Source organism: Jeotgalicoccus meleagridis, from assembly GCF_903994045.1.
In the GTDB taxonomy this organism is placed as follows: Bacteria; Bacillota; Bacilli; order Staphylococcales; family Salinicoccaceae; genus Jeotgalicoccus; species Jeotgalicoccus meleagridis.
The window spans coordinates 277,895-290,077 of sequence record NZ_CAJEWD010000008.1; the positions used below are offsets into that span (position 1 = coordinate 277,895).

Below are 12,183 nucleotides of genomic sequence, written 5' to 3' on the forward strand. Positions count from 1 at the left end.
TTTAAGCTTTTTTCGTTTCAAAGTTATAGTTTAGTCAAACTTTCAGACAATTGATGTTTATATTTTTGTACGTATAATAAGTGTGTATGTAAATAATGATAAGAAAATTTAATTTTAAAATGAGGTGTTTATCATGGTAAATAATGTGTATGGACATGAGACAACAGGTAGCTTAATGACGACAGATTATGTAGCCATCAGTGATACTTCAAATATAGAAGAAGCTGTTCAATATTTGCGTGATAATGTTCAAGGGAAAAAACATATTCATTATATTTACATGGTAAATGAAGAAGAAAAGTTGAGCGGTGTTTTATCTATTAGAGAATTATTACTTTCTACAAATGACAACTTGATTAAAGACATTATGAAAAAGAATATTATCAGCCTTCCTTTAGATCTTGATCAAGAAGAAGCCGCCAAAGTATTTAGAGATAAAGACCTTGTGGCAATTCCAGTTGTGAACGATGAAGGATACATAGAAGGTGTCATACACGTCGATGACATTATTGATATTATTCATCAAGAAGCTGATGAAGATATTGGTATGATCACAGCATCGGGTAAGGAAATCGATTTTCATACTCAGCCTTTAAAAGCAGCAGGACGCAGGCTACCTTGGTTAGTGATTCTATTATTTGTTGGACTCGTTTCTGGTGGAATTATTGCACGTTTTGAAGAAACTTTAGAACAGGTCGTTGCCCTTGCCTTCTTTATGCCAATGATTGCCGGTATGACTGGAAATACAGGGACACAGTCATTAGCAGTAGTTGTACGTGGTTTAGTGTCTGAGAAATTAGATTTTAAAAATACTTCTAAACTACTTGTAAGAGAACTATTCGTTGGGATCTTTATTGGAGTATCCTGTGCAATTATAGTCTGGCTCATTGCCTATGTTTGGATTGGTAGTATCACCTTAAGCTTTGTCGTGAGCTTTTCACTACTTTGCACTTTAATTATAGGGACATTGGCTGGAACAATTATTCCACTTATCCTCTATAAACTAAAAGCAGATCCTGCCATTGCATCCGGCCCATTGATTACCACAATTAATGATATTCTTTCACTACTTATATATTTTGGGATTGCGACATTTTTCCTCAATAATCTGTTGTAAAAAAACCCGTAGTTTAACTTACTTTTAACAAGGAGTAAGTTAAACTACGGGTTTTGTGTGTTTTATAAAATTTATTCAGGTGTTTTTGAATTATTCATTCCAACGACTATATTTAAATCATTGTGATCAACAATTCTCTTATGACTACCATCAAATGACTCAATGACCTTCATGTCCGCTGCGTCTAAATTAAAGTCATGGATATCCAAGTTCTCAATCATGCGTTCTTTATTAACCGATTTGGGAATAATGACTATATTGTTATCTAGATGCCATCGTAGGATGATTTGAGCGACAGATTTATCGTATTTTCTAGCAATATCTTGAAGTCCTTTTTCTTCTAAGATTCCGTGTTTTGCTTCCGCAAGCGGTCCCCAAGATTCAACTTGAACCTTATATTCTTCCATAACTTTTCTAGCATCTTTTTGTTGTAAGAAAGGATGTAATTCAACTTGGTTAATTAGAGGAGTTACTTCATTATTCATAATCAAATCAACCAACCGTGCTGAATCAAAGTTAGACACACCAATCGCTTTGATTTTACCTTCTTTGTATAACTCTTCCATTGCTCTCCAAGAACCGTAGTAATCACCAAATGGTTGATGAATCAGATAAAGATCTAAGTAATCTGTTTGTAGTCTCTCCAAACTTTTTTCAAAAGCAACTTTTGTACTTTCATATCCTTGATCCTCTACCCAAAGTTTACTCGTAATAAATAAATCTTTACGGTCAATTCCAGATGCTTTAATCGCTTCCCCAACGCCTCTTTCATTTCCATAAGTCGCTGCCGTATCGATATGACGGTAACCCACTTCTAGTGCATCTAAGACACACTGCTTTGTATCCTCTGGTTTGATTTGAAACACACCATAACCTTCAACAGGCATCTCTAAACCATTATTTAAAGTAACATATTGCATGATAATCCCCCATTTTGTAAAAACTAAATTCAATTATTATTATACAAGAAAATCTAGGGTTGGGGTAATGAGATTGGTGTCAGCGTTCTTGGGTTGAGGGGGGTGTGGGTGCTTGGGCGATGGGTACTGGCGGTTCAATGAGGAGGGTTCATTGTCCTTCGGGGGTGCTCAAACTAGATTAACGAACTGGACACTAGGTAACTAAACTTTTAAATTAATGGACATACAGTCTTCCATCGGTTTTTCTTAAGGACAAAGGTGAATCTATCAATCAAAGATCTGGACACTCGTTAATAAAGTTACTCCGGAACTAGACAGTTACAGCTTTAAAGTTTTATCAGGACAATGAGAACTCAACGATGTCCAGGTAAACGTCTATCAGGACAATGAGCATCAAACGAAGTCCTGATAACCAATAAAACCAATAAAAAAAGTTTGGAAATCTCAAAATTAAGATTTCCAAACCATTTATTTATAAAAATAAGTTTTCTACTCATATATTTCATCTGGAACTGTAACACCGTCATCAAATTCACCATAGTCTTCATACTTTAAAGCCATTTCTATATGAATATTAGCTTCTTCACCTTTAGCTGGTGCATTTGAAATGTAGGCGACTTGGTCAAGTTCTTTTGAATCTTTGTTTACAATTGCAATGATTCCATTAACCTGTTTGCTTTCATCTGCATTAGTAAACTCAGCACCAAAGATTTGTCCAAATGTGTCGTGTACTTTCATATCATTAGAAATATTGTACAGATAGTAATTATCATCATCTTGTTTTACTGTAATTAAATCTTCATTGTCCATAAAAGTATCATACATTTTACTATAGGTTCCATTATAAACTGATTCAACATCACCTTCGTCTGATTCATCTGTCCACTTACCATTTTCAAAATGATAGTAAACTTCATCATTAGCATAAACTACTGGAACGGCTTCACCATCATTTATTGTTTGCTCTGTGTAAACTTCTAATTCTCCAGTATCAGCTTGTTCCATGACCTCAGCGGTTAAAGTGAGTGAGTTTTCCTCACCTGTTAAACTATCATCATTCGGAATCACTTTGACCAATGCATCTGTCTCTGCATAATAGGATACAATTTCTTCTTTATCCTTTAGTACTTCTTCAAGTCCAACATCAGTGTCTTCAGCCTCTTCTAAAGCAGCAGCTAAACCTTGGTTATCTTCTTCAAGTGCATTTATTTCAGCATCTTCACCTTTAATAGTCTCTCCCTCAGAGTCACCTGCGCTTGAAGCATCAAGACTTGAGTCATTAGTACTATTTCTTGATGTTTCAATATCTATAGTGTCCCCTTCTTTAACTTCAGTTACGCCGTCATCATATTCACCATAATCATCAAATTCAGCGGCAATCTCGATGTAAAGTTCTTGCCCACTAGTCAAACCTTTAGCATTTGATAGGTAAGAAAGTTTGTCAATTTCATTTGTTTCTTTATCGACAATAGCAACTACTGCGTTGTTTTGACTTTCTGGATCTGCGTTAGTAAATTCAACTTGATAAAGTGTACCGAAAGTTTCATGTAGGACATCTTCTTGCCCGACATTGATAAGATAATAATTATCATCATCTTCTAAGACATCAATAACCTCTTCACTTTCCATAAATGCATCGTAGACATTTGAATACGATCCGTAATAAACTTCATCTGCCGGTGCTTGTCCAGTGTAATCATTCCAAGTTCCATTTTCTTGAACTAGGAGTGTATCTTCATCTGCATAGGCATAAGGCTGAACTTTTTGAATGGACTCATCATACTGACCTGAATAGACTTGGAAGTTGTCACCTTCTTCGTTGATCTCTGCTGTTAAACCAACCAAGTCGTTATCTGCAGCTTTGTCACTAGAACCATCAAAAGCATTAATCATCATGTAAGTCTCTGCATAATAACTTGTCACATCGTCTTTATCTTTTAAGACTTCTTCTAGAGTTGCATCCGATTCTTCTGCATCTTCTAATTCTTCTGCGACATCTTCATTTAGTTCAAACAGTGACTTAATTTCCGTTCCATCTGGACCTGTGATGGTTGACTCAGTAATTTCTTTACTGACTTCTCTTTCCCCACGTTCTGAATCGTCATCTTCGTCATCATCTTCTTTTGTAGCGTCGTCATCTTTTGATGCATCGTCCTTATCGTCATCTTCTTCTTTAGTTGCATCATCACCCTTTGATGAATCTTCTTTATCTTTATCATCATCTTCATCATCTGCTAATAGATCGATTTCGATATCCTTATCCGTTGTGGCTGCTTCTGCAGAGTTACTTAAGCTAATTAAAGAAAAACTTGCTAAAAGCATTATAAAGTACTTAATTGGAAACATCCCCTTCGCTTAAAATGTCTGCTTTATATTAAAATTATTCCCATATTTTTACCAAGTAAACAAAAATATCAGATTTTCGTCAAATTTCTGTCACAGTTTTAAAAAAAATCTCTCTAAGATAACTTAGAGAGACAAGTTCACCAATCCGATGAGTAAAACAATTTATATTTTTGATAATCTAAAAACTTTGCATGATAAAAATCATTAGCTGCTTGATGAATGTATGAGTGGTACATTCTGTCATATTCTACACGACCGAAAAAAGGTCCAGGATAAGTTGGTAACAGTAAATTTGCTTTTTCTGGTTGAAAACGAATTTCGTTTAATTTTAAATATAAATCATTAATCACTGCTTCAGTAATTTCAACTGTCCCAGGGTTATTGATATTAAAATGCTCTACAAAGTAACCTTGTAATGCATTAAATTTTCTGTAATAGGCGTATTCAATATACTCTCCCGTGTCTTTATCTTTTAAATATAAATAACTATCTAAGCCCATAATATTCTCCTTATATATATGCCATTTCTTTTAATGAGACAAAACGGCCATCTCCGATAATAATATGATCTAAAAAATCTACTCCAATTAAGTCTCCGCATTCCTTCAAACGTTTTGTGACTTCTATATCTTCTTTTGACGGGGTTAGGTCTTATCAAGAGTAAATTACAAAAGAATCATTTAAATCAATACTTTCACTTTGAATACATGTATTTGAAGTGGAAGGTACTTATTTCAAAAATAGTAAAACCTGTATCTTAAATTACTTAATAGTAACATAAGATACAGGCTGATTTTTTATTCATTGTTATTTATACTAAAGCACCCGATAGCTCTGAAAACAATCACAAATTCAACTTTTCAAAGCCACAGCTTTAAGTTATTTTGTCCAGACAACCCCCATTGCCCAACCCATTTTATGGAATTGGCATCCAGGCAACAACTTTTCATATAAATCGTAATAATTTTGTTCAGATAGGTACTTATCTGAAGCTAAATGCTCAAGCCATGATTTAGATGTGTTGTGATTATAAATTCTAATCGCATTTTTTATTCCAAATTTGAAACAATGCGGTAAAAACTCTTGGATTGCCCCTAATTTATAAACATAGGTAGGCGGTGTCTCGACTTCAGATACATTATCAAGAATAACTATTCTTCCTTCCTCATTCAACAGTTCCTTCATTTGCTGTATTACGCTGGCTATATCATCCAAATGATGAAAGGTTGTTCGGCTTACAATAAAATCAAACTTCTCATTAAAATTAAGTTGTTCTGCATTCATATTCAGATAGACCGTATTTGTTAGTTGACGTTTAGATTTGGCAAGATCGAGCATTTGATTAGAAATATCAATCCCTACCACTTCATCATAATAACTTGCTAATTTCTCCACTAACAAACCCGAGCCACATCCGATATCTAATGCTCTGCCTTTCTTTGGAGACATATTAGACACAAGGAATGAATAATCATTCAAAAGCTCATTCACGAAATCGTAATCTTCTGCAACCTTATCAAACTGTGATTCTATTGTATTCAAAAAGATCCCCCATTCCTACTTTATCGACATTCTTTCATTACTTACCACTTTAGATGTTTTTTCGTTGGGGATAAAACTTCCCTTTAGACAATTTTATCCAAAGACAATACAACAGTGCAACTTTATTAAAGTCACTGTCCTTTATCGCAGCCTTTACTTTTTAGTAAAGACAGTGGCTTCTCTTATCAAGTTTCAAAACATATTATTTTGAAGAAAACGTCCATCTGAAGTGTCAAGTGCAAAATTACATATAAAGGTTTATTCTAAAATGAAAAGATGATACAATCATATTCAGTTACATAAGGAGGTTTCAATTATGTGCACCAGTATCGCAGTAGTAGAAATTACTTTATCTCATTCATAATGAAAAAAATGGAAAGGAGATAAAAGTATGGGTACTTTTTCTATATTTGTTATTAATAAAGTTCGTTATCAACCAAATCAAAATTAATTGGTTATAATGAACGCTTAATGTCAGTTCATTATAACCAGTAAGGAGAAGGTTATAATGAACCAGAAAAACCCTAAAGACACGCAAAATTTTATTACTTCTAAAAAGCATGTAAAAGAAATATTGAATCACACGAATATCAGTAAACAAGACAACGTAATAGAAATCGGATCAGGAAAAGGACATTTTACCAAAGAGCTAGTCAAAATGAGTCGATCAGTTACTGCTATAGAAATTGATGGAGGCTTATGTCAAGTGACTAAAGAAGCGGTAAACCCCTCTGAGAATATAAAAGTGATTCAAACGGATATTCTAAAATTTTCCTTCCCAAAACATATAAACTATAAGATATATGGTAATATTCCTTATAACATCAGTACGGATATTGTCAAAAGAATTACCTTTGAAAGTCAGGCTAAATATAGCTATCTTATCGTTGAGAAGGGATTTGCGAAAAGATTGCAAAATCTGCAACGAGCTTTGGGTTTACTATTAATGGTGGAGATGGATATAAAAATGCTCAAAAAAGTACCACCACTATATTTTCATCCTAAGCCAAGTGTAGACTCTGTATTGATTGTTCTTGAACGACATCAACCATTGATTTCAAAGAAGGACTACAAAAAGTATCGATCTTTTGTTTATAAGTGGGTAAACCGTGAATATCGTGTTCTTTTCACTAAAAACCAATTCCGACAGGCTTTGAAGCATGCAAATGTCACTAATATTAATAAACTATCGAAGGAACAATTTCTTTCTATTTTCAATAGTTACAAATTGTTTCACTAAATTAAAGTAATAAAGCGTTCTCTAATTTCACAAGAGGACGCTTTATTCTTCCCAAAAATTGTTCAATATTTATCAATAAATCAGTAGTTTTAAAAGTAAGCACCTGTTATTGCAATAAAATTAGCCTAATTGAGAGAAGTTTCTATAGAATTTTTCATATACTTAACGAGTGCTTTCACCTTTGAATATAGTCCTTCCCACTTATCATCACACTCTCCCCGATAGCCTTTTCTAGCTATATCCAGTAAAGTTACATGCTCTTTAGGTAAAAGAGGTATAGCCCATTCTGCAGCGACATCTTTCGAGGTAATTTCACCAGTAGTCACTGTTTGCCACATTCGAGCTAGGGTTAAAATTACATTACGCTCATCACCTTTTATCCCCTCAATTAGTTCTGGCAAAGAATCCTTAATTGCTCTTCGAATATCTGTCAAAGGTACGGAGACAAGTATACTTGAAGAATCAGGACCAAATAGAGAAATACTATTCTTTCTTGCTTGTGCTAAAACAATAGCCAAATCAGGATCATAGCTTGGTTCCTGAATTTGTCCATTCTCAAATTCACCCCTGAGCCACTCACCGTATATAAATTCTCTTTTTGGAGGATATTGCCAAGGGACAACTTCACTCCTATTTATAACCGTAACTTCAAGTGGTCTAACAGAATCCGTATTTCCAATCTTTCCTGATATAGTCATTAGTCTTTCTGTTAGTTTTTTTCGAGTTAATTGAGGTAAACTATGATTCACGACGACTAGAACATCTACATCGCTGTTAATGCGTAAACCACCATTTACTGCTGAACCAAATAGATATACTCCAACTATTGAACTTCCAAATAAATCTTTTACGATTTTTAATGTTTGAATCGCTTGATTTGGTATTTTTCCGTTAATCAAATTGCTCATGATTTCACCTCGTTGATTATGTTCATATAAAGTTTATATTGATACTCAATTTACTTACCCTAGATTGGACATATACTTAAATTACTGTTCAATAAAGCTGACCGTTAGCGTTTAAGTACATCCTTTCACAATTTGTCTACAGATTAATAATTATTCTTTATTATACAGATCTCCATATAATTTTTGAATTTGGTTCTGTAATTTTTTATTTTCTTTTTCTAATTCCATTACTCTTCTTTTTAAGGTTTTAATAAGGATTTCCTCCGAACGAGAACTTTTCTTGGGTTTTGAGACTACATTTGCTGTTATTTGACGCTCACGAAGGGATTCGATTCTTTGCCTAATATCGTGTTCCTTATAAAGCCATGATTTAGAAACATTAGCTTCCTTTGCTATTGAATTAAAATTAATAACTTTACCTTCAATCGAAAATTTAGAAATCGCTTTGTCTACTTTTTCCCTTGTCTTTTTTGATTTCTGCTTCGCCAAACGTACAATTTCTGTTGTATTTCTAACTTGTTTATCCATTGATAATTACCCCGTCAAACTTCCAATGATTTGTTCTAAACGCTCTTTAACACGGCTATTAGTCTCTACTTGTCTTTGCCATTGTTTATCCTTAGCTATGGCTAATAACTCTTCTGTACGCTCTAACTGTTCTTCGTGCTGTGGTAAGAATTGCTTACTGGTACAGAAGTGAGTGCAATCTAAGCATGCATTCGCATGTGGACAACCACCTGCTACTACTGGCAATCTACAATAACCATTTGGAAGCACTTGTGCATTTATATTTTTCTTGAACCATTGAAGCTCTACATCATCGACTTCATTATCTTCATCTAGATCAAGCACATCTCCATTATTGGTAACCAGTTTTTCCTGAAATTTAGTAAATTCATTTTTTAGAGTTTCATCAAAGATATGAGCGTATCTGCTTGTCATTTCTGGGCTTTCATGCCCCAAAAATTTCTGCACAATATGCTGGGGCATCCCGTTGTTAATCATTCTTGTTCCTACTGTATGGCGAAAGGCATGGGCATGGAATCTATAAATCTCACCTGATTTATCCACTATATTTTGCTCATAAGCTAATTTATTTAACTCACCTCTAAATGTTTCTTGTTTTAATGGCGATCCATCTTTTCTTGGAAAGAGGTATTCACTATCTGGAAATTCCTCTGAAACTTTATCTTCCCGAACTTTAATAAGTAAAGCTACCTCTTTAGATATTGGAACTATATGCTCCTTTTTCATTTTCCATTGATAATACTTTAAAAAGAAATCTCCATCTTTGTCCTCTAATAGACAGCCTTTTTTCAAGGTGCACAATTCACTTATCCTCATTCCACATTCTTGAACAATCATAGTCATCGTAGCTATATATTCGGGTAATTTATCAAGATGACTGTTCAATTGCTCTAGGACGAATTCATCTATAAAGCGTGGTTTTGCTCTTGGTATTTTCGGATAGTCCTCAGAATAAATTAATATTTTGGAAGGAACATCATCCCATTCTAGCCTAAGAAGGGTACTAAATAGTCCTTCCAATATAGAGATCCTCCCAGTTATTGTACTAGGTTTTATTCCCATCATGTTTAGTTCACTTAAATATGCTTCAATTTCCACTCTCGTTAATTGGTGTACTCTCTGAACTTGTTTAAATTTCATGTCCAGAAAATTAAAGAACTCTTTAAGTCTTTGGGCAATATCACTTACATAGGAAAAGCTATCCACGTTCAATCTCAACTTACAATATCTTTTTACAAGTTGTTTAAAATATGTATTCCGAAACCCTTTAAAGTTAATTGTATATTCATATTGTGTTGGGTTAACCTTATCATCTGGCAAAGGTAAGTTACGTCTATCCCAAACGTCTTTATCCCACTCCTCTCCATCAAAATAAAAGTTCTCATAAAACTCCATAAATTGTTTTAGATTAGTAACATAGTAGGAATTAGCTTTTACAGGTGTTTTTTCTTGATTAGCAGTAATCTTATAATTAGTAGTGGTAATTCTAACACCCCGTTTTGTCAAATAAGTTCTATACTCCGTCATTGCTTTTTCAATAGGAACTTCAGTAATTGAAGTAATGCTAGGATACTTTAAATCTAAGAAATCTAACATTTTATTAATTACTGTTCCTTTTCTAATCCAGACAGTTTTTGCATTCCATATTCCATTGTTTAAATGGTAAAAATAAAAATATTTCAATTCTGTTCTTAACCACAGATTTTTAACACGTTCAAAACGAACCCAACGATTCCTTAAAGCAGGATTCTTACTTAATTCTATGGCAGAAGGATGTGGACATTTTCTTATATCCCAACTATTATTAGCCCAAATCCCCTGCATTTCTTCATTCATTACAGCTATTTTTTTGCTAATCTCACTCTGACTAATAATTTTCCTTTTACTAGAAGCATTCATTTCTTATGCTCCTTTCTCTCGAGGTATTTATTAAACTCATTTTTCATATCCTGATCTGAAAGATGAACATAGGTATTTAACGTTGTCTGAACATGTGCGTGACCTAATCTCTTTTGAACGAACGCAACATCCCATCCTTCCCTAATTAGCTGCGTTGCGTGAGTGTGGCGAAGCATATGTGATGTAAATTCTATTCCAGTCCTTTTAACTATTCTTCTAACTAGATCAAGAACACTTTGGTACTTTAGTGGTTTCCCAAAATAGCCTTCTTTTAAGGAAATAAAAACATAATCATGCTCCAATTCCTCACTATACTCATATATCAAGTAATCTGTATAAAGTGACATAAGTTCTTTACTCACATGTATTGTTCTTTCCTTCCTTAATTTAATATAAGCTTCATTAACATTAACATCTCTAGGTGTTAAATGGATTTGATTGTCCCAAGTGACAATATCTTCAAGCCTAAGCGATAACACTTCACCGATTCTTAAACCACCCTCATACATAAGCATTAAAATTAATTTATCTCTTTTCGTATGACAAGCATCAATAATTTGCTTAACTTCCTTTGATCTCAATGTTCTTATCTGTTTCTTTTTAACCCTTAACTTTAAGACATTCTTTTGGTATCTACCCTTATTAACATGATGTAAAAATCCTTTGAAATTTCTTCCCTTTGCTTGTTTAAATACATCAATTGATTTAAATTCTCCTAATCTACTTAAATAATCAAGAAAACTCATAACTACATTTAAAATTGTATTCACTGTCGTTTCTTCTCTTATGGCTTTTTTTGACTGAAGATCAATTACATTTGATGCTGAAGGATATCTCAACCAACCTACGAAGTCTGCTAACAACTCAAAGTTAATATCATTAAGAATAACACCTCTCTGTTCCATGAACTCGTACAGCAACTTTAAATGATAGCAGTATGCCTTAATGGTATTAGGAGACTTACCAGTATTATCTAAGTATTTAATAAATTTCATTACTGGTTCTATTAGCTGGTATTCTTTATCTAGTAATAAATACAATGGATACGGCTTATTCTCCACTTCTATCCTTTGAACCTTCACATGTTCCCACCTCTTTAAATACTTTAACTACTACAAATTATAAACATTGTTAATTTTTATTTAAAGTAAAATATCCCTTTAATATCTCCTCTTAAACTACTTTAACTACTATTATTTATTATACTATGGTTAACGGATCTCCACTGGGATGCGAATGTGCGACAATGACTGCTGATGCTGAACATTTCAATGCTCTACTATATAAACACTTCGGGTCTACAATACAAGTATTTGTTGAGCCTTTGAAAACCATTTCTGTATGGATAATTCTATTTTTTGTATTAAGAAATATCGCATGAAATTCTTCTTGTTCATTTCCTATGAATTTTGGTTTTAAAAAATCATAAGCTTCTTTTGGACTTCTGATTTCTTTAATATCTTCTTTAGTGTTATATTCGATAATTGTTTCATGAACAGCGATTAATTTTTCTTTATCTCTTCTTGTGAAATTTTCATTGTTCATGAAAAATAGTATGTTCAAAACTTCTTTTAGCTCCATTGTTTCTACATACGCCTGGGCTTTCTTGGATAATAACGAATAAATTTTGTGCATATTTAACAGCTCCTATTTTTTTCTACTACACTCTTTTAATCGAGTGTG

General features: G+C 33.4%; 12 protein-coding genes and 1 pseudogene. 3 read left to right on the plus strand and 10 right to left on the minus strand.

The window, feature by feature from the left end; genetic code table 11:
- Positions 1 to 133 precede the first annotated feature (133 nt).
- On the plus strand, positions 134 to 1,117 hold the full coding sequence (mgtE, locus tag JEOSCH030_RS07075; RefSeq protein ID WP_185125916.1) for a magnesium transporter: 984 nt from the start codon (positions 134 to 136) through the stop codon (positions 1,115 to 1,117).
- Positions 1,118 to 1,188: 71 nt separating this feature from the next.
- On the opposite strand, the gene JEOSCH030_RS07080 is transcribed toward mgtE, so the two are convergent.
- From JEOSCH030_RS07080 to JEOSCH030_RS07100, 5 genes and pseudogenes are all read right to left on the minus strand, one after another.
- On the minus strand, positions 1,189 to 2,037 hold the full coding sequence (locus JEOSCH030_RS07080; RefSeq protein WP_185125917.1) for an aldo/keto reductase: 849 nt from the start codon (positions 2,035 to 2,037) through the stop codon (positions 1,189 to 1,191).
- Positions 2,038 to 2,526: 489 nt separating this feature from the next.
- Positions 2,527 to 4,359, minus strand: a complete 1,833-nt coding sequence (locus tag JEOSCH030_RS07085; RefSeq protein WP_185125918.1) for a hypothetical protein — start codon at positions 4,357 to 4,359, stop codon at positions 2,527 to 2,529.
- 161 nt (positions 4,360 to 4,520) lie between these two features.
- Complete coding sequence (locus JEOSCH030_RS07090; protein ID WP_185125919.1) at positions 4,521 to 4,883, minus strand: hypothetical protein; 363 nt, start codon at positions 4,881 to 4,883, stop codon at positions 4,521 to 4,523.
- A 10-nt stretch (positions 4,884 to 4,893) separates the two neighbouring features.
- Positions 4,894 to 5,034 (minus strand): annotated as a pseudogene (locus tag JEOSCH030_RS07095) (JAB domain-containing protein); the annotation flags it as partial.
- 228 nt (positions 5,035 to 5,262) lie between these two features.
- The gene (locus JEOSCH030_RS07100) at positions 5,263 to 5,925 is read right to left on the minus strand and encodes a class I SAM-dependent methyltransferase (RefSeq protein ID WP_185125920.1); all 663 of its coding nucleotides are present in this window, start codon (positions 5,923 to 5,925) and stop codon (positions 5,263 to 5,265) included.
- Positions 5,926 to 6,316: 391 nt separating this feature from the next.
- Between JEOSCH030_RS07100 and JEOSCH030_RS10960 the strand changes: the two genes are divergently transcribed.
- The gene (locus tag JEOSCH030_RS10960; RefSeq protein ID WP_010959190.1) at positions 6,317 to 6,376 is read left to right on the plus strand and encodes an erythromycin resistance leader peptide; all 60 of its coding nucleotides are present in this window, start codon (positions 6,317 to 6,319) and stop codon (positions 6,374 to 6,376) included.
- A gap of 57 nt (positions 6,377 to 6,433) precedes the next feature.
- Complete coding sequence (erm(A), locus tag JEOSCH030_RS07110) at positions 6,434 to 7,165, plus strand: 23S rRNA (adenine(2058)-N(6))-methyltransferase Erm(A) (RefSeq protein WP_001072201.1); 732 nt, start codon at positions 6,434 to 6,436, stop codon at positions 7,163 to 7,165.
- A 125-nt stretch (positions 7,166 to 7,290) separates the two neighbouring features.
- On the opposite strand, the gene JEOSCH030_RS07115 is transcribed toward erm(A), so the two are convergent.
- The 5 genes from JEOSCH030_RS07115 to JEOSCH030_RS07135 form a co-directional block, all read right to left on the minus strand.
- On the minus strand, positions 7,291 to 8,073 hold the full coding sequence (locus tag JEOSCH030_RS07115) for an aminoglycoside nucleotidyltransferase ANT(9)-Ia (RefSeq protein ID WP_000067268.1): 783 nt from the start codon (positions 8,071 to 8,073) through the stop codon (positions 7,291 to 7,293).
- Between the two features lie 150 nt (positions 8,074 to 8,223).
- Positions 8,224 to 8,601, minus strand: a complete 378-nt coding sequence (locus tag JEOSCH030_RS07120; RefSeq protein ID WP_000361059.1) for a DUF6262 family protein — start codon at positions 8,599 to 8,601, stop codon at positions 8,224 to 8,226.
- A 6-nt stretch (positions 8,602 to 8,607) separates the two neighbouring features.
- Positions 8,608 to 10,500, minus strand: coding sequence for a site-specific integrase (locus JEOSCH030_RS07125; protein WP_185125921.1), 1,893 nt, complete (start codon positions 10,498 to 10,500; stop codon positions 8,608 to 8,610).
- Positions 10,497 to 11,582, minus strand: coding sequence for a tyrosine-type recombinase/integrase (locus tag JEOSCH030_RS07130; RefSeq protein WP_000868132.1), 1,086 nt, complete (start codon positions 11,580 to 11,582; stop codon positions 10,497 to 10,499). Before JEOSCH030_RS07130 ends, JEOSCH030_RS07125 begins: the two co-directional genes overlap by 4 nt.
- 118 nt (positions 11,583 to 11,700) lie before the next feature.
- Complete coding sequence (locus tag JEOSCH030_RS07135) at positions 11,701 to 12,135, minus strand: JAB domain-containing protein (protein ID WP_185125922.1); 435 nt, start codon at positions 12,133 to 12,135, stop codon at positions 11,701 to 11,703.
- Between the last annotated feature and the right edge of the window lie 48 nt (positions 12,136 to 12,183).